Raw genomic sequence first — 17,996 nt, forward strand, 5'->3', positions numbered from 1 at the left:
TCAGGAACGCGGCTCGGCGGCCTCCAGCGCCGTGTCGATGACCGTGGCCGCGTCCCGGCGCAGCGCCCGGATCGTGTGGCGGGTGCCGGACACCTGGAGGAGGGCGTGCCGGAGCGGGGTGGGCTCGTCCCGCCCGACACCGGCCTTGATCTCGGCGCGCCGCCGCCGCGTCAGCGTGGACAGGTGCGCGTCGAGGTCGGCGAGCTCCTCGCTGAGCTCCTCGGCCGGCGTGCCGGCCTCCGGGTCGAGGTCCGCCGGCTCCTCCAGGAGCCCGGCGGCCTCCTCCAGCTGGTCGGCGACCCGGTCGAGGATCTCGGGGATCGGGCCGGTGTCCACGGCCTTCTCGCGGGCGAGCCGCGCCACCGCGATCAGGTGGTCGCGGCTGCGGTGCGCGGCGTCCACGGTCCGGCGCAGCAGGGCGATCAGCTCGGTGTCGGGCAGCCGCTCCTGGCCGAGCCGCGTCCGGGTCTCGGCGACCGCCTCCGCCGCCCGTTCCGCCGCCACGATCGTCTCGTGCGGCAGCCGGACGCGCTCCCCGGCGAGGACGTCCGCCGTGGCGCGGATGAGGCCGGCGTGCGTCCGCAGCAGCCGTTCGAGCTGGACGGGGAGCCGCTCCAGGTGCCCCGCGGGCCACAGCAGCCGGACGGCGAGGTAGGCCATCAGCGTCCCCGCGAACGTCAGCCCGATCCGCTCCCCGGCGGTGCGCCAGTCGGCGGGCGTGGAGAAGTCGAGCAGCAGCATCGCCAGCGGAGTCCCGAACAGCGCCCAGTAGGAGTAGTTCACCGGCTTCATCGCGAACCCGGCGACGGCGAAGCAGAGGACGGTCAGCGCGATCGTGATCTCCCCGGGCGCCAGGGTGAGGATCACCGCCGCCACGACGGACCCGGCCGCCGTCCCGCCCACCCGCTGGACGAGCCGCTCGACCGTCTCGCCGTAGGTGGCGCGCAGGCTCAGCATCGCGGTGATCGTCATCCAGTGCCCGTGCGGGATCTCGAACGCGGCGGCCAGCGCCATCGACACCAGCGCCGTCACGAACACCCGCGACACCTGCCGGAACCTCGGGGACCGCGTCCGGACGGCGCGGCGCAGCCGGTCCCATGCCGGCGTCGGATCGAGCGTGTCCGGCATGCGCGGCGCGCCGAGCCCGATGCGCAGCCCGCCCGCGACGACGCGGCGCGCGGACGCGACCTCGCCGGCGATGCGGTCGATGGAGCGGCGCACCTGGCCGATCAGCGCGACCGCGACGAGGTCCTCGTCGCCGGCGAGCCCGGCGCGCCTGATCTGCTCGGCGGCGCGCCCCATCCGCCGGACGGCGGCGGACTCCTCCCGGCCGAGCGGCGCCTCGCCCGCCGTCGCGATCGCGCCGGCGAGCAGCCGCAGCCGCGCCGCGAGCGCCGAGATCGCCGTCTGCGTCTCCAGCCGCCACTCGCGGTCCGGCGGGTAGTTCTTCGCCGCCTCCAGGACGGCCTGCAGCGTCACCGTCTCGTGCAGGACGCGGCCGAGGGCGTCGATGAGCCGCTCGGGCCGCGTGGGGTCCCCGTCCCCGCGTCCGGACCGGTACAGCGCGTAGGTGGAGCGCGCCGCCGTCAGCGCCTCCGACGCGGCCCGGCGCTTGGCCTCCCAGTCCGGGATCCGGGTGACGGCCAGCAGGTCGGGGTTCGTCAGCTCGACCGCGTCGAGCGGCGCCGCGTCGGGCGCCCCCACGTCCTCCGCGACGGCGTCCAGCGCCTCCGCGACCGCGTCGGAGGCCTCGCTCAGCGCCTCCCGCAGCGGCAGCAGCCGCCGCGCCGGGTACGGCGCCAGCAGCAGCAGCGCGGTGAGCAGCCCGCCGGCCAGCTCCAGCAGGCCGACGTTCAGGACGTCCGCGGACTCCGGCCGGACGGCGCTCAGCAGCACCGCGAGGCTCGCCGTCGCCCCGATCCGCGGCACCGCCACCCCGAGCGCGACCAGCGGCGGCACCACGAGCACGGTCGGCCACCGGTGCTCGCTGAGCAGCCCGCCCACCCCCGCGCCGACCGACACGATCAGCACCCCTGCGGCCAGGTTCCGCGCCTGCGCCCCGTAGGGCCCCTCGGGCGCCCGCAGGGCGACGAGATAGGCCCCGAGCGCGACCATCGACCCCTGCGCCGGATGCTCGTTCACCGCCCCCACGAGCAGGGGCAGGGCCATGGCCACAGCGGCGGCCACCCCGTACATGGGTGCCACCTGCCCATGGGCTCGGGCCAGGGTCTCCCGAACCCGCGCATAAGCCCCCACCGGCCGCCGCAACATGATCCAGATCTACCCGAACCCCCCTTCCCCCCGAACCTCACCCGCCTCGTGGCGGAGGTTCGATTCGCGCTCTCTTGGAGTCCGAACATCAGCCGGGGGCACGGGCAGGCGCGTGGAGCGAGCGCAGCGAGCGGAGGGCGCATGCCCGTCGACGCAGGCGACCGCAGGGACGCCGCGCACGTCAGTACAGGCACGACAGACCGCAACCGTGGCGTGAGGATCGCCTGCGTCGTGACGGGGGGTTCCAGGGGGGTCGCTACCCCTGGGAATCTAGAGCGTCTGCGGCCTCTACCTCTTCTCGGGAGATGCCCAGGAGGAAGACGATGGTGTCGAGGTAGGGGACGTTGACGGCGGTGTCGGCGGCCTGGCGGACGACCGGTTTGGCGTTGTAGGCGATGCCGAGGCCGGCGGCCTGGAGCATGTCGAGGTCGTTGGCGCCGTCGCCGATCGCGACCGTCTGGCTGACCGGGATGCCGGCCTCGCGGGCGAAGCGCTCCAGGGCGGCGGCCTTGCCGGCGCGGTCGATGACCTGGCCGGTGACGCGGCCGGTGAGCTTGCCGCCGGCGATCTCCAGGGTGTTGGCGGCGGAGTAGTCGATGCCGAGGTCGTCGACGAGGGCGTCGGTGACCTGGGTGAAGCCGCCGCTGACGATCGCGAACTTGTAGTCGAGGCGCTTGAGGGTGCGGACCATGGTGCGGGCGCCGGCGGCCAGCCGCAGCTTGCCGCGGACGTCGTCGATGGCGGAGGCGTCCAGCCCGGCGAGGAGGGCGACCCGCTCGCGGAGGGAGCCCTCGAAGTCCAGCTCGCCGCGCATGGCGGCCTCGGTGACCTTGGCGACCTCGTCCAGGCAGCCGGCGTGCTCGGCGAGCAGCTCGATGACCTCGCCCTGGATGAGGGTGGAGTCGACGTCCATGACGATCAGCCGCTTGGCGCGCCGGTGCAGGCCGCCCTGCTGGACGGCGACGTCGACCTGCTGCTCGGCGGCCTCGACGGCGAGCCCGGCGCGCAGCGCGTCCGGGTCGGCGCCGGAGACGTCCATCTCGATGCAGGTGACGGGGTTCTGCGCGAGCCGCTCGATGCGGTCGATGTTGGCGCCGTGGGCGGAGATCCGGCCGGCGATCCCGGCCATGGCGGCGGGCTTGAGCGGGTTGCCGAGGACGGTGACGTGCAGCCGGCCGCCGGGCCGGTGCGTCCGCTTGTTGCGCCCGGTGGACAGCTCGATCTCCATGTCGAGGTCGTTCGCGACGTGCTCGGCGGCGTTCCACACCCGTCCGATGTCGGCGCCCTCGGTGTAGGCGAGCAGGACGCCGAGGACGAGCCGGCCGCGGATGACGACCTGCTCGACGTCGGCGACCGTCAGCGGGAACTGGGAGAGTGTCCGGAAGAGACGCGACGTCACGCCGGGGCGGTCGCGTCCGGTGAGCGTGATGAGCAGCGTGCGCTGCGCTGACCCGTCCATACGTTCACAACGGTACCGGCCGCGCCGCACGCCTCGTCCGGCAGGTCCGGCATGCGAGACGGGGGGACTAACCGGCCACGATCAGGTTGAGGTCGCCGAACTCGTGCCAGAGGTAGCCCTCGGCCAGGGCGGACTCGTAGGTGGCGGCGAGCAGTTCGCGGCCCGCGATGGCGGTGAGCATCATCAGGTGGGACGACCGGGGCTCGTGCAGGCCGGTGAGGAGCCCGTCCACGGCCCGGACGCCGCTCTCGGGCGTCACGACGTGCTCCGTCCAGCCCGAGGACGGTTGGACGCGTCCAAAGGCGTCTGCGGACGTCTCAAGGGCGCGCACGGCGGTCGTGCCGACGGCGATCACCCGGCGCCCCCGCGAGCGGACGTGCTCGACGAGCGCGGCCGTCGATTCGGGGACCTCGTAGCGTTCGGCGTACGGGGGCTCGTGGGCCTCGGGCGACGCGACGCCCGTGTGGAGGGTGAGCGGGGCGAACAGCACCCCGCGGGAGACCAGGCGCGTCACGAGCTCGGGCGTGAACGGGCGGGCGGCGCTCGGCATCTCCGCGCTGCCCGTCGAGCGGTCGTGGGCGAAGGCCGTCTGGTAGGCGGAGACCGGCCAGTCGCGGCGCACGTACCCGTACCGGATCGGCGTCCCGTATCGCCGCAGGTAGGGGACGACGTCGGTGCTCAGCCGGGCCTGCCAGAGCCGGTCGGACTCCCGGGATCCGGCGGCGTGCCGTCCGACGAGGGTGAGGGTGGCGCCGCCGGGCATCGGGATCCACTCGCCGGGGCAGCCGCCGGAGTACGGGCGGCTGGACTTGCCGGCGAGGCGGCGCAGCTCGACGATCCACAGCCGGTCGTCCGCGCCGGGCACCGGGGTGGAGAAGTGCACGCTGATCCGGTCGAGCCGGACGGCGGCGGGCAGCGTGGCCGAGGTGTTGACGACGAGCAGGTCGCCCGGGTCCAGCAGCGCGGGCAGGTCGCGGAACTCGTGGTGGGCGACCTCGCCGGTGGCGCGCCGCCCGACGAGGAGCCGGACGCCGTCGCGGGTCCGGCCGCGCGCTTCGGGCGGCTCGTGCGCCTCCAGGGCCGGGGGCAGGGTGAACTCGACGGTCATTTCCGGACCTCCAGGCGGAGTGCGGCGATCACGCCGAACACGGCGATCGCGGCGAACAGCGCTCCGGCGACGGCGAGCCCGGCGCCGAGCCGGGCCGCGCCGAAGCCGGTGACCAGCGCGCCCGCGACCCCGACCACGAGGGACGAGCCGAGGGTGTCGCTGATCTGCAGCGCGGACGAGTTGACGCCCTGCTCGTCCTCGGGCGACAGGTCGAGGAGCAGGACGGAGAGGCTGCCGATGGAGAAGCCCATCCCGGCGCCGCCGATGATCCAGGCGGGGGCGGTGAGCCAGCCGGAGATCTGGAGGGCGACGGTGGCGAGGACGATCCCGCCCGCGAGGAACACGGCGCCGAGGACGGCGAAGAACTCGCGGGACCGCTCGGAGCGGGCCTGGATCTGGGACGCCGCCGACCAGCCGAGCGCGCCGACCGTCAGGACGATCCCCGCCTGCGTGGCGGTGAAGTGGTGCAGCCGGGTCAAGGCCAAGGGGATGAACACGTCGGTTCCGAAGAACGCGCCGGCCAGCAGGCCGCGCACGAGGACGACGCTCGGCAGCCCGCGGCGCAACCGGAGCGTCCCGGCGGGCAGCAGGCGCGGCAGGCCGAACGCCAGGCCGGCGAGGCCGATGAGGACCGCGGGCACGATCGTCCAGCCCGTCCCGTCGAGGCCGTACAGGAGGGTCCCGGCCCCCGCGGCGACCAGGGCGGCGGCGAGGTAGCGCGGCCGTCCCGCCACCGAGGAGCCGGTGACCGTCCCGATGCCGCGGAGCACCGGCAGCAGAAGCAGGGTCGGCGGGACCACCAGCGGGATCAGCCCGAGGAACACCCACCGCCAGCCGATGTGCTCGGCCACGGCGCCGCCCGCCGCGGGGCCGATCAGCGACGGCAGCACCCACGCCGCCGACAGCGCCGCGAACACCCGGGACCGCATCTCCTCGGGGTAGACGCGGGCGATCACCACGTACATCGCGACCAGCGCGACGCCCGTGCCGAGGCCCTGGACGGCGCGCCCGGCGACGAACAGCCACATCGACGGCGCCGCGCCCGCGACCACCAGCCCGGCGACGAACGTGCCGAGCCCGATCATCAGCGGCCGGGACGGCCCGGACCGGTCGACCCAGCCGCCCGCCAGCACCGTGGACAGCAGGCTCGTGATCAGGGTGGAGCTGAAGCCCCACGCGTACAGCGACAGGCCGTTCAGGTCGCCCGCGACCAGCGGCATGACGGTGCCGACGGCCATGCTCTCGAACGCCAGCAGCGTCACGACCATGACGATCCCGAGCGTCGCGCCCCGCAGCCCGGACCCCATCACGCTCCGCCCGGCGACCGTCTCCCGTCCGGGCTCCAGGACGGTCGTCATCGCGCGCCCGCCAGGTCCGCCACCCGGTACCGGCCGCTCGGGAGGCGGTCGGCGACGAGCCCGCGGAGCACGGCGGCGGCCTGCTCGGGCGGCGGTGCCGCGTCCGCGTCCTCGCCCGCCGCGCGCAGCATGGCGGTGTTCATCTCGCCCGGGTCCGCCCACCACACGGCGACGCCGGGCTCCTCGGCGGCGAGGACGTTCGACAGCTGCTCCAGCGCCGCCTTGGACGTCCCGTAGCCGCCCCACGTCTCGTAGTTCTCCACGGCCGCGTCCGACGTGATGTTGAGGATCGCGCCCCGCCGCTCCCGCAGGCCCGGCAGCACGGCCTGGATCAGCGCGAGCGGCGCGAGGACGTTCGTCGCGAGCGTGTCCGCCAGGGCGTCGGCGGGGAGCGAGGCGAGCCGCGGCATCGGCGTCGGGCCCAGCGTGCTCGCGTTGTTGACGAGCAGGTCGAGCCCGCCGCCGGCCGCGCGGGCGAGGGCGGCCCGGTGCGCGGGGTCGGTGACGTCCCCCGCGATCGCGGTCGCGCCGGTCTCGTCCGCGACCGCCGCCAGCGCCGCCGCGTCGCGCGCGTCGATGACGAGGTTCCAGCCGTCCTCGGCGAGGCCGCGGGCGAGCGCCCGCCCGAGCCCCCGGGAGGCTCCGGTGATCAGTGCCGTCTTCATGCTCTCGACGCTAGGAACCGGGGCGTTCCGGGACATCGGCCGACGGGCCCCCGGGACCGTCGTCAGATGGTCCTAGGACCGGTGTCCCCTCCCGGGGGACGGCACCGCGCCGGCACGTACTTCCTCCGGCTGATTCGGGAAGACGCGCCCAGAGAGTACGGTCTTCACATGTGAGCACCGCGGGGCGCTCGCAGGGGGAGACCGAGAGGCCGGGATGGAGACCGACGACGCCTGCCGCGGCGACCAGGGCGCGACCCTGCACGCCGTGAGCTCCGCCGTGCTCGCGGTCACCCGGCACCTGTCCGTGCACGAGGTGCTCCAGGTCATCGTCCGGGCGGCGGCGCAGCTGCTGGACGCCAGGTACGCGGCGCTCGGCGTGCCCGACGACGAGGGCTCGTTCGCCGAGTTCGTCGTCGAGGGCGTCTCCGACGAGGACTGGGAGCGCATCGGCCCGCTGCCCCGCCAGCACGGCATGCTCGCCGCGATGCTGCACGGCGACACGCCCAAGCGGCTCGCCGACATCCGCCGGGAGCCCGAGTTCGAGGGGTGGCCGGTCGCGCATCCCGTCCTGAAGGACTTCCTCGGCGTGCCGATCCGCGACGGCGAGGACGTCATCGGCATCATCTTCCTGGCCAACAAGCGGCGTCCGGGCGGCTTCGGCCAGGACGACGAGGACGTGCTCACCCTGTTCGCCGCGCACGCCGCGATCGCCATCACGAACGCCCGCCTCTACGAGCGCAACCGCGAGCTGACGGTCGTCGCCGAACGCAACCGGCTGGCCCGCGAGCTGCACGACGCGGTGGCGCAGAAGCTCTTCTCGCTGCGGCTGACGGCGCGCACCGCGGCCGCGCTGGCCGAGCGCGACCCCGGCCGGACCGTCAAGGAGCTGGAGCAGGTGGAGCGGCTCGCCGCCGAGGCCCTCGCCGAGCTGCGCGCCGTGATCTTCGAGCTGCGTCCGGCCGATCTCGCGGACGGCCTGGTCTCGTCCCTGCGCAAGCACGTCGAGGTGCTGGACCGGGCCTACGAGACGGCCGTGGGCATCACCGCCGACGAGGCCGTCGTCCTGCCGGAGGAACACGAGGCCGTCGCGTTCCGCATCACGCAGGAGGCGCTCTACAACGCGCTGAGACACGCCGGTGCGCGGACCGTCCAGGTGCGTCTCGGCACCGAGCACGACCGTGCGGTGCTGGAGGTCTCCGACGACGGCGCCGGGTTCGACGCGTCCGACACCGATCCGCAGGGCGGGCTCGGGCTCGCCTCCATGCGCGACAGGGCGTACTCGATCGGCGGGGCGCTCACGATCGACGCCGCCCCGGGGAGGGGCACCACCGTCCGGCTGGAGGTGCCCCTGTGAGCCCGCGGCGCGAAGCGATCAAGGTGCTGATCGCCGACGACCACCCGGTCGTCCGGCAGGGGCTGCGCACCTTCCTCGGCATCCAGGACGACATCGAGGTCGTCGGCGAGGCCGAGGACGGGACGTCGGCCGTGACACTGGCCGAATCCCTGGAGCCCGATATCGTGCTCATGGACCTCAAGATGCCCGGCGCCGACGGCCTCACCGCGCTGACGGAGCTGCGGGCTCGTGGGGTGCAGGCACGGGTTCTGGTCCTGACCAGCGTGACGGAGCGCGGGCACGTGCTGCCGGCCGTACAGGCGGGTGCGGCCGGGTACCTGTACAAGGACGTCGACCCGCAGGCGCTCGTCCAGGCGATCCGGGCGGTCCACGACGGGCACGTGCTGTTCGCGCCCGACGCGGCCGAGGCGATGCTGCGGGACGGGACGGCGGACGGCGGCGGTGGGGACGACCGCGGCCTCGCCGCGCTGACCGAACGGGAACGGGAGGTGCTCGTGCACATCGCGCGGGGCAGGTCCAACCGGGAGATCGCCCGCGCGCTCGTGGTGTCCGAGAAGACGGTCAAGACGCACGTCAGTAATCTGCTCATGAAACTGGGAGTCCAGGATCGGACGCAGGCGGCGCTGTACGCGGTCCGGCACGGTGTCGGAACGTCCGGCGCGGCCGGGGAAACCGGGGAGACCACCGCCCGCGGCTGATACAACTCCTCTGACAGGATCGTCATCGAAATTGGTATGAACGTAGCAATCAGGTACGCAGCAGGCAGTGACATCGGGTGCAACCGGGAGAACAACGAGGACTCCGGGTACGCCGGTGCACGGTTGATCGCGGTCGCGGACGGCATGGGCGGCTATGCGGGCGGCGAGGTCGCGAGCTCGACCGTGATCGGCTCCTTGCGCTCGCTGGACACCGATGCCCGTGAAGACGATCTTGTCGACATGCTGGGCCGCGCCGTGGCCGAGGCCAACGAGAAGTTGCGCATCGTCCGGGAGGAGCGCCCCGACCTGAGCCGGATGGGCACCACGCTCACCGCCATGCTCTGGTCCGGCGAGTCCGTCGCGCTGGCGCACGTCGGCGACTCGCGCGGCTACCTGCTGCGCGACGGCGAGCTCTTCCAGATGACGCAGGACCACACGATGGACGAGCTGCTCAAGGCGGAGGCCGAGCAGGCGGGCCAGACCGCCGACCCGGCCGAGACGTCGCGGCTGTCGCACGTCCTGTACCGGGTACTGGACGGCCGCGACGACCGCGAGCCCGACCTGCGCCTCCGCGAGGCCCGCCTCGGCGACCGCTACCTGCTGTGCTCGGACGGCCTGAGCGGCCCGGTCGACGCGCAGCAGATCTACGAGGTGGTGTCCGCCGAGGCCGACCCGCAGCGGGCCGTCGACCGGTTGATCGAGCTGGCCCGGGAGAACGGCGGACCGGACAACATCACCGCGGTCATCGCCGACGTCGTCGAGGCGGAGCACTTCACCGGCGCCGAGGGTCCCATGGTCGTCGGTGCCGCCGCGCAGAGCTGACCCCCGCGGATCCGGCGTCACGCGGTCCCTGCTCTCGCGTGAACGCCGCCGGCACGGCGGGATCCGGCCGATTCATTCATACTCGTCCCGCTAAAGAGTGCGCACGTAGCTGCCGTTTTGTCCTACTCTTACCCCGAGGTGGTGTCGCCCTGCGCCGCGTAACGGTCCGGTAGCGGATCGTTGCCCGCGCTTGACCCGCCTCAGGGTGCACCCGGTATACGGGTCACTCACCTGTACGTACTGAGGCGGAGGATTCGTTGGGGGGAGCGCCCGGGACGGCGCCCGCCGGTACACCGGAAGGTGTGCTCGGGGGGATCGTCAGCCGGACCCTCACCGCAGCGCGGCACGGACCCCTGGGTGTCGTGCTGCGCGTCGCGGCGATGGCCACCGCGGCCATCGGCGCGGCTTGGATCCACCGCGTGAACGACCCCGGTGTGCTCTGTCCCCTGAGGGCATTCACCGGAATCCCGTGTCCCATGTGCGGGGGCACGACCGTGTTCATCGAGTTCGGCTCGGGGCGTCCCGCCCAGGCCGTCCTCGCGAACCCGGTCGCGCTCGCCGGCGCCGTCGTCGTCGCCGCCGCACCGCTGGGCCTGGGAGGCCGGTGGTGGGCACTCCAGCCGAAGACCCGTGCCTGGATGCTCGGCACCGCCCTCGCGGGGGCGGAGCTGTGGCAGCTCGTCCGGTTCGGTGTTCTGCGCGTTTGAGCCGCGGTCGATCCTCGGTCAGACTTGCGGAGCCCACCGGGTCCGGCGGGCGTCACATAACCACAGGGTCAATCAATAAGGAGCAAGTGTGGGTAACCCCTACGACCCGTACGGTCAGCAGCCGGGCTACGGGCAGCAACAGCCCGGGTACGGCCAGCAGCCTCCGGCCCAGCCCGGCTACGGTCAGCAGCCCCCGGCCCAGCCGGGCTACGGTCAGCCCCCGGCGCAGCCCGGGTACGGTCAGCCCCCGGCGCAGCCGGGCTACGGCCAGCCCCCGGCCGCCCAGCCGGGGTACGGCCAGCAGCCTCCCGCCCAGCCCGGCTACGGCGCACCCGCCCAGCCGGGGTACCAGGAGGTCCACCACCACCACTACGGCTCGACCGGCCAGCTGGCCGAGTGGGGCTCGCGTGCGGGCGGCTACATCATCGACTACCTGATCTTCGCCGGTCCGGTGTTCGTGCTGTACATCCTGATGATCATCCTGTCCAGCTCCGGCAGCGGCGGCGCGGCCCTGTTCGGCCTGCTGCTCATGCTGATCGGCGCCGCCATCTCCATCGCGGGCGGCCTCTGGATCTGCTACCAGGAGGGCACCACCGGCCAGTCCATCGGCAAGCGCCAGATGGGCATCCGCCTCGTCAGCGCCCAGACCGGCCAGCCGATCGGCTTCGGTATGGCGTTCGTCCGCAAGATCGCGCACGTCGCGGACAGCTTCGCCTGCTACATCGGCTTCCTCTGGCCGCTGTGGGACGACCGCAAGCAGACCTTCGCCGACAAGATCTGCAACACCCTCGTGGTCCGCGCCTGACCACACCTGCAAAAACGGGGCGCCCCCACCGGGGCGCCCCGTTTCGCTTTACAGGGAGGGTGCTCCGCTAGCGCTCCGCTCCAGGTACCGGGTCGGGTCATTGTGGGGGAGAACCCCCACGCCCCCCCGGAGGGGTTCGACCCGGTACCTTCCGCTCCGCTAGCGCTCCGCTCCAGGTACCGGGTCGAACGCGCTGTTGCAGGCCGCCACCAGCGCGCGGCGGACGGCGCCGTCCAGGAGGCGCAGGGCCTCGCCGCGGCGGCTCATCTGGTCGGCGCTGAGGCCGCGGTCGTCCATCTGGCGGGCCAGGTCGACCACCAGCGACAGCCGCCCGGCGAGGGCCGCGACGCGGTGGGCGCGGGGCGGGTAGCCGGGGGCGAGCGGATGGTCGCCGCGGTCGGGGTCGCGCAGGTCGACGAGCGCGTCGGCGATCTCGGGCGGGACGCCGGCGAAGTCGTCCACCGTCAGCAGCGCCTCGGTCGCGTCCCGCATCGCGAGGGTGAGCCGGTGGTCGGCCTCGGCGAGGGACGGGACGTCCGGCGGCACCGGCGACGCGTCGTGCGTCGTCCAGCGGACGCCGACGTACGACGAGCCGCGCCTGTCCTCGGACGGGACGAGCCCCATCGCCCGCCCGTCGAGCACGGCGACGACGGCCGCCCCCGCCTCGACCGCCGCGGCGTTGAGGCCCGGCGGGCCGGTCAGCCCGAGCGGGTCGCCCGGCTCGGGCAGTGCCAGCCGCAGCGCCGCCATCCCGCCGACGCGCAGGTCACCGAGCCCGCGGCGCAGCGTCACCTCGGCGGGCTCGCCGCCGACGATCTGCGGGCCGCCGCTCTTCTCGATCTCGTCGACCGCCTCGTCCAGGCCGACGCTGCCCGTCAGCCACGCATTGCCCCAGGCGACCAGAGCGATCGCGACGCCCCTGCTCATTCGTTCGTGCTCATTCCCTGTCCCGGACACTTCGCAATGGGCATGCGAACCACGATAAGCGCTCGGATCGCCGGTGCCACCGGACGTAACAGACCTCTCGCGGTGCGGGAGCGTTCCCGGACCGCCGATTCCGACCGAACCGGGTGGCCCACGCCCGTCCCGGATCGCATAGGTTCTTTCCTGAACCGGACCACGGGACCACCGGATTGGGGACGAAGGCACGCGATGGCAGGCGAGGTACTTCAGCTCCGCGGAGTCGGGGTCAGGCGCGGCGGGGCCCACCTGCTGCGCGACGTCACATGGACCGTCAACGAGGGCGACCGCTGGGTGATCGTCGGCCCGAACGGGGCCGGCAAGACGACACTGCTCCAGGTCGCCGCCGCGATGCTGCATCCCACCGACGGCGCCGTCGAGATCCTGGAGGAGGAGCTCGGCCGCACCGACGTGTTCGAGCTGCGCCCCCGCATCGGCATCGCCAGCTCGTCGGTCGCGGAGAAGGTCCCGACCAACGAGACGGTCATCGACCTGGTGCTGACCGCCTCGTACGCGATCCTCGGCCGCTGGCAGGAGGAGTACGACTCGACCGACGTGGGCCGGGCCGTCGCGCTGCTGGAGGCCCTCGGCTGCGCCGACCTGATCCGCCGCACGTTCAGCACCCTGTCGGAGGGCGAGCGCAAGCGCGTCCAGATCGCCCGCGCCCTGATGCCCGACCCCGAGCTGCTGCTCCTGGACGAGCCCGCCGCCGGTCTCGACCTCGGCGGCCGCGAGGACCTCGTCGCCCGCCTCGCCGCCCTCGCCGACGACCCGTCCGCGCCCACCATGGCGATGGTGACGCACCACGTGGAGGAGGTCCCGGAGGGCTTCACCCACGCGCTGCTGCTCCGCGGCGGGCAGATCGTCGCGCAGGGCAAGGTGGACGAGGTCTTCACCCAGGAGCACCTGTCGGACACCTTCGGGATCCCGCTCACGATCGAGCGGCAGAACGGCCGCTGGTACGCCCGCTCCGCCCGCTGACCGACCCCAGTGCCCAGGTGGTCACCGCGCGGTCCCTACGATGTGTGCGCCGTTCAGTAACACATGACGCAGGGATGGGACTTACTTGGATCTGCTGGACGCGGTCGCCGTCTTCGCGGCCGGAGTGGCCGCCGGAGGCATCAACACGGTCGTCGGGTCCGGCTCCCTGATCACCTTCCCGACCCTGGTCGCGCTCGGCTACCCGCCGGTGGTCGCGAACGTGTCGAACAACATCGGCCTCGTCCCGGGCGGCGTGACGGGCGCCATCGGCTACCGCAAGGAGCTGGAGGGCCAGCGCGGCCGGCTGCTGCGGCTCGCCACCGCGTCCTGCGCCGGCTCGGTGATCGGCGCCCTGCTGCTGCTCGGCCTGCCCGAGAAGGCGTTCAACGTCATCGTCATCGCGCTGATCGCGATCGCGCTGGTCCTGGTCGTCGTGCAGCCCCGCCTCCAGAAGTGGATGGTGCGCCGCCGGGAGGGCGAGCGCCGTCCGCACGGCGGCGCGACGCTGTGGGTCGGGGTCCTGTTCGCGGGCATGTACGGCGGCTACTTCGGCGCCGCGCAGGGCATCATCCTCATCGCGCTGCTCGGCATCATGCTGGACGACGACCTGCAGCGCCTCAACGCGGGCAAGAACGTCCTGTCGGCCGTCGTCAACGGCACCGCCGCGATCCTGTTCACGCTGACGTGGCTGTTCGGCGACACCGGGATCGACTGGTGGGTCGTCCTGCTCATCGCGGCCGGCTCCACCTGCGGGGGCATGATCGGCGCCTCCGTCGGCCGGCGCATCCCGCCCATGGCGCTCCGCGGCGTGATCGTCGTCGTCGGCCTGGTCGCCATCGTGAACCTGGTGCTCTAGCCCTCGTCCTCGCGGCCGTCCCCGGTGGGGTGCTCCACCAGGGCCAGGACCCGGCTGGCCATGAAGCGCGCCGTCCTGACGGCGGTGCCCGTGCGGGTGACCTCGCTGACCTCCACGACGCCGCGCCGGGTCGCGACCTCCACCCGGCGCCCCGCGCGGCTCGCCGTGATCTCGTACGTCCGCGTCCCGTCGCCCCCGGCGTCCACCACGATCTCGACCCAGTCGCCCTTCATCCCCGCGACCCCTCACCTAGTCGAACATATATTCGACTTATACCCCGAACCTCCCTCGCCGAATCCCCCAGAACCCCACAAAACACCAGGTCTCCCGCCCCCGAGAACCCTCTCGAACGAGCCGCTCGACCCCTCTTGAACGAGCACAATTCACACCCTCTCGGGGCTTGAAGCTCGGCTGAGGCCACGGGCAGGCGCGCGGAGCGAGCGCAGCGAGCGGAGCGCGCATGCCCGTCGAGCCGGGCGACCGCAGCGACACGCCACAAACCCGCACGGTCACGACAAGCCGCACCGTGGCGTGAGGATCGACCGGCTCGTAACGGGGGTTCCAGGGGGTCGCCCCCCTGGGCCAACAGGGCTAAACCGGCTTCACCTGGAGGACGCCCTCTTCTGTCACGCGGGTCTCGAAGGTGGGTTGGCGGGCGGTGGCGGGGCCGTGGAGGACGGAGCCGTCGGCCACGCGGAAGGTGCTGCCGTGCCAGGGGCAGACGACGCAGGTGTCGGCGTTGTCGTCGGTGATGATTCGGCCCTGGTGGAGGGGGCCGGCGAGGTGGCTGCAGCGGTCGGCGAGGACGTGGACGTCGTCGCCGCGGCGCAGGACGAAGAGGCTGATGTAGCCGAGGCGGCGGGCGACGGGCCAGCCGTCGGGGAGTTCGTCGGCGGCGCACAGGTCGTGCCAGCCGAGCGGGACGAGGTGGGCGAGCTGGTCGGCGTGGCTGGCGCCGGCGGCCTGCCGGAAGGCGAGGTGGCCGCCGAGGTAGGTGCCGGCGAACAGGGCGCCGAGGCCGGCGAAGCCGAAGGCGCGTCCGGCGGCGTCCCGGCCCTGGTAGCGGGCGAGGAGGGACGCCGAGTACAGCATGCCGGCGGTGGCCGTTCCGGCGGCGTGGATCAGCCCGACGCGCTGCTGTTCGCGGTGCAGGGCGGACCAGTCGGCGATGCCGGTGAGGACGGTCGGGACGGCGCCGGCGAGGCCGGCGGCGACGAGGGCCTGGGAGGCGCGGCGCGTCCCGGGCATGAGGTCCAGCACGGCGGCGGACAGCCACATGCCGATGGGCACGTCGGTGAGCGGCGGGTGGGCGGGGTGCCCGAACGGGACGCCGTGCAGGGTGTCCTTGAGGGGCCCGGGACGCAGCGTGCGCCGCACGGCCGTGGAGAGCACGCGGATGGTGCGGTCGAGGCCGCGGGCGTGCTCGAGGTTCTCGGTGACGTCGGCCAGGCGCGCGGACGCCGGTGGGCGGGACCCGCGCCGGAATATGTTGACCCGTCGGTTCATGTCCCTCCTCCGCGGCCCCGTGAGACGCCTGTTGCGACACTAGTCTTCGGTGTTCACCTGCGGCCAGTCATACCTACCTGTAGCCGGGAGGGGCTAAACAAGGGGTCAGCGCGCCGCCTCCAGGGTGACGGGGACGCCGTTGAACACGGCGTTGCCGGAGAGGGGGTCGATCTCCTGCTCGTCGGTGACGGCGTTGACGTTCACGCCGGCGTGCCGGGCGGCGACCTCGGTGCGGGTTCCGGGGCGGTCGTGGCCCCAGCCGTGCGGCAGGCTGACCACGCCCTGCATGATCGTCTCGGTGGGTTCGGCGACGGCGTCGACGGTGCCGGTGCGGGATGTGACGCGGACCGTGTCGCCTGCGGTGACGCCGATCGCGTCGGCGTCGGCGGGGTTCAGCTGGAGGGTGCAGGTGTTGGAGCCGCGCACCAGTTCGGGGACGTTGTGCAGCCAGCTGTTGTTGGACCGGAGGTGGCGGCGTCCGATCAGCACCGTCCCGCCGGACGTGCCCGGGTCGCGCAGGGCGGAGTGGAGGCGGTCGACGTCGGCGGCGAACGTGGACGGGCACAGTTCGATGCGCCCTGACGTGGTGCAGATCACCTCGTCCAGCCGCGGCTTGAGGGGGCCGAGGTCGAGGCCGTGCGGGTGCTCGGTGCGCAGCCTGGAGAGGGTGAGGCCGCCGGGTTCGGCGCCGAAGCCGTCACCGTAGGGGCCGAGGCGCAGCATCATGTCGAGCCGCTGCTCGGTCAGGGTGCCGGAGTCGAGCATCTTGCGCAGCTCGTCCGGTTCGCGGCCGTGCACCGGGGAGCCGTCGAGCGTGACGGCCTTCCGCAGCGTCGCCGTGATGACCATCTCGTCCAGCGCGGCGGGGTCGCCGTCCGTGCCGGAGGCGATCAGGGCGAGCCGGGCGAGGACGGCGGCCTCGCTCGGGCGCCCGTCCGGCAGCGGCACGGCGGGCGGCGAGTAGCGGGCGTAGTCGCGGACGGCGAGGCCGGTCAGCGCGATGTCGTAGTGCGGCGTCTGCGCGGGGCGGGGCGGCGGCAGGATCACGCTCGCGTGCCGGGTCGTCTCGTTCAGGTACGGGTCGACGCTGACCATGAACTCCAGGCCGGCGAGGGCGCGGTCGAGCCGGGCGGCGTTCGGGGCCGACAGCGCCGGGTTGCCGCCGATCGTGATCAGCGCCCTGATCTGCCCCTCGCCGGGCGTCTCGATCTCGTCCGCGAGCGTCGCGACCGGCAGTTCCCCGTTGACCTCCGGCAGCCCGCGGACGCGGCTGCGCCAGCGTCCGGTCGTGAACGGCCTCTTGCGGCGGTACACGGGCGCGTGCGCGGGGCGCGGGAACATCGCGCCGCCCTCCCGGTCGAGGTTCCCGGTGAGGACGTTCAGGACGTCCACGAGCCAGCTGTTCAGCGTCCCGTACGCCTGGGTGCACGTCCCGATGCGGCCGTAGACGGCGGCGCGGTCGGCGGCGGCGAGGTCGCGGGCGGTGCGGCGGATCGTCCCGGCGGGGATGCCCGTGACGGGCGCGACGCGCTCGGGGGCGAAGTCGACGGCGAGGGCGCGCAGGTCGTCCAGGCCGTTGACGCGTCCCGCGAGGTGCTCGGCGGACGCGACGAGGTCCTCGGCGAACAGGATGTGGACGAGCGCCATGAGGAAGAACGCGTCCGTCCCGGGCCGGATGAACAGGTGCTCGTCGGCGAGGGCGGCCGTCCTGGTCCGGCGCGGGTCGACGACCGTGACCTTGCCCCCGCGCGCCCGGATCGCCTTGAGCCGTCCGGGGAAGTCCGGCGCGGACGCCAGGCTGCCGTTCGATTCGAGCGGGTTGGCGCCCAGCATGAGCAGGTGGCCGGTGCGGTCCAGATCGGGCACCGGGATCGCCAGGGGGTCGCCGAACATGTGCCCGCACGACACGTGCTTCGGCATCTGGTCGGCCGTGCTCGCCGTGTAGAGGTTCCGGGTGCCGAGCGCCTTGACGATCGCGCCGCCGTACAGCGGCCCGGCGATCGAGTGGGCGGTCGGGTTGCCGATGTAGACGGCGACGGCGTCCCGCCCGTGCCGCGCGATGACGTCGGCCAGACCCCGCCGGACCTCCTCGAACGCCTCGTCCCATCCGGCCGCCCCGCCCCCGACGAGCGGTTCCGCGAGCCGGTCGGGGTCGCCGTCGAGGCTTCCGAGCGTGGCGCCCTTGGGGCAGATGAAGCCCCGGCTGAACGGGTCCTTCTCGTCGCCGCGGACGCGGGTCACCGTCCCCGCGTCGTCCAGGGTCAGTTCGAGCCCGCACAGGGCTTCGCAGAGCGGACAGGTGCGGAAGGCCGTGCGGTCGCCCATCGGGACACTCCTTGTGAACGGAACCGTCTTCCATCATGGCAATTCCGCCCAGGTGGCGCCATCGCCGGGCATGGCCGCGAGGGCGATTTCGGAGTTACTTTGAGATAGAGGACTTTCGGCA

General features: G+C 73.4%; 16 protein-coding genes. 7 read left to right on the plus strand and 9 right to left on the minus strand.

Annotated features, from left to right (window positions below; genetic code table 11):
* From K8Z49_RS31265 to K8Z49_RS31285, 5 genes are all read right to left on the minus strand, one after another.
* Complete coding sequence (locus K8Z49_RS31265; RefSeq protein ID WP_412515897.1) at positions 1–2,196, minus strand: FUSC family protein; 2,196 nt, start codon at positions 2,194–2,196, stop codon at positions 1–3.
* Positions 2,197–2,527: 331 nt separating this feature from the next.
* The gene (serB, locus tag K8Z49_RS31270) at positions 2,528–3,730 is read right to left on the minus strand and encodes a phosphoserine phosphatase SerB (protein WP_075024227.1); all 1,203 of its coding nucleotides are present in this window, start codon (positions 3,728–3,730) and stop codon (positions 2,528–2,530) included.
* 67 nt (positions 3,731–3,797) lie between these two features.
* The gene (locus K8Z49_RS31275; protein ID WP_075024226.1) at positions 3,798–4,838 is read right to left on the minus strand and encodes an S-adenosylmethionine:tRNA ribosyltransferase-isomerase; all 1,041 of its coding nucleotides are present in this window, start codon (positions 4,836–4,838) and stop codon (positions 3,798–3,800) included.
* On the minus strand, positions 4,835–6,196 hold the full coding sequence (locus tag K8Z49_RS31280) for an MFS transporter (RefSeq protein WP_412515898.1): 1,362 nt from the start codon (positions 6,194–6,196) through the stop codon (positions 4,835–4,837). Before K8Z49_RS31280 ends, K8Z49_RS31275 begins: the two co-directional genes overlap by 4 nt.
* Positions 6,193–6,861 (minus strand): SDR family NAD(P)-dependent oxidoreductase, encoded by a 669-nt coding sequence (locus tag K8Z49_RS31285; RefSeq protein ID WP_021593307.1) that lies wholly within the window; start codon positions 6,859–6,861, stop codon positions 6,193–6,195. Before K8Z49_RS31285 ends, K8Z49_RS31280 begins: the two co-directional genes overlap by 4 nt.
* A gap of 214 nt (positions 6,862–7,075) precedes the next feature.
* Between K8Z49_RS31285 and K8Z49_RS31290 the strand changes: the two genes are divergently transcribed.
* From K8Z49_RS31290 to K8Z49_RS31310, 5 genes are all read left to right on the plus strand, one after another.
* Positions 7,076–8,215, plus strand: a complete 1,140-nt coding sequence (locus tag K8Z49_RS31290) for a GAF domain-containing sensor histidine kinase (protein ID WP_021593308.1) — start codon at positions 7,076–7,078, stop codon at positions 8,213–8,215.
* Positions 8,212–8,913, plus strand: coding sequence for a response regulator (locus K8Z49_RS31295; RefSeq protein ID WP_021593309.1), 702 nt, complete (start codon positions 8,212–8,214; stop codon positions 8,911–8,913). The genes K8Z49_RS31290 and K8Z49_RS31295 overlap by 4 nt, the downstream gene beginning before the upstream one ends.
* A 36-nt stretch (positions 8,914–8,949) precedes the next feature.
* Complete coding sequence (locus K8Z49_RS31300) at positions 8,950–9,735, plus strand: PP2C family protein-serine/threonine phosphatase (RefSeq protein WP_024934465.1); 786 nt, start codon at positions 8,950–8,952, stop codon at positions 9,733–9,735.
* Between the two features lie 380 nt (positions 9,736–10,115).
* Positions 10,116–10,442 carry a DUF2752 domain-containing protein gene (locus tag K8Z49_RS31305; protein ID WP_052357302.1) on the plus strand — a complete coding sequence of 109 codons (327 nt, stop codon included), beginning with the start codon at positions 10,116–10,118 and terminating at the stop codon, positions 10,440–10,442.
* A gap of 88 nt (positions 10,443–10,530) precedes the next feature.
* Entirely contained in the window at positions 10,531–11,247 is a 717-nt protein-coding gene (locus tag K8Z49_RS31310) for an RDD family protein (RefSeq protein ID WP_021593312.1), read from the plus strand.
* A 159-nt stretch (positions 11,248–11,406) separates the two neighbouring features.
* Here K8Z49_RS31310 and K8Z49_RS31315 read toward each other — a convergent pair whose 3' ends face one another.
* Positions 11,407–12,174, minus strand: coding sequence for a hypothetical protein (locus K8Z49_RS31315; protein WP_021593313.1), 768 nt, complete (start codon positions 12,172–12,174; stop codon positions 11,407–11,409).
* A 225-nt stretch (positions 12,175–12,399) separates the two neighbouring features.
* On the opposite strand from K8Z49_RS31315, the gene K8Z49_RS31320 reads away from it, so the two are divergent.
* Together K8Z49_RS31320 and K8Z49_RS31325 are read left to right on the plus strand one after the other, a co-directional pair.
* On the plus strand, positions 12,400–13,188 hold the full coding sequence (locus K8Z49_RS31320; RefSeq protein ID WP_021593314.1) for an ABC transporter ATP-binding protein: 789 nt from the start codon (positions 12,400–12,402) through the stop codon (positions 13,186–13,188).
* 85 nt (positions 13,189–13,273) lie between these two features.
* On the plus strand, positions 13,274–14,044 hold the full coding sequence (locus tag K8Z49_RS31325; protein WP_021593315.1) for a sulfite exporter TauE/SafE family protein: 771 nt from the start codon (positions 13,274–13,276) through the stop codon (positions 14,042–14,044).
* Here the strand turns inward: K8Z49_RS31325 and K8Z49_RS31330 are convergent.
* From K8Z49_RS31330 to K8Z49_RS31340, 3 genes are all read right to left on the minus strand, one after another.
* Complete coding sequence (locus K8Z49_RS31330; protein ID WP_075021316.1) at positions 14,041–14,277, minus strand: hypothetical protein; 237 nt, start codon at positions 14,275–14,277, stop codon at positions 14,041–14,043. The two genes, K8Z49_RS31325 and K8Z49_RS31330, sit on opposite strands and share 4 nt — an antisense overlap.
* A 358-nt stretch (positions 14,278–14,635) precedes the next feature.
* Positions 14,636–15,550 carry a Rieske (2Fe-2S) protein gene (locus tag K8Z49_RS31335; RefSeq protein WP_021593317.1) on the minus strand — a complete coding sequence of 305 codons (915 nt, stop codon included), beginning with the start codon at positions 15,548–15,550 and terminating at the stop codon, positions 14,636–14,638.
* A gap of 105 nt (positions 15,551–15,655) precedes the next feature.
* Positions 15,656–17,875: a molybdopterin oxidoreductase family protein gene (locus K8Z49_RS31340; RefSeq protein ID WP_412515899.1), complete on the minus strand. Its 2,220-nt coding sequence runs from the start codon at positions 17,873–17,875 to the stop codon at positions 15,656–15,658.
* Positions 17,876–17,996: the final 121 nt, after the last annotated feature.

The organism is Actinomadura madurae (assembly GCF_047130825.1).
In the GTDB taxonomy this organism is placed as follows: Bacteria; Actinomycetota; Actinomycetes; order Streptosporangiales; family Streptosporangiaceae; genus Spirillospora; species Spirillospora madurae.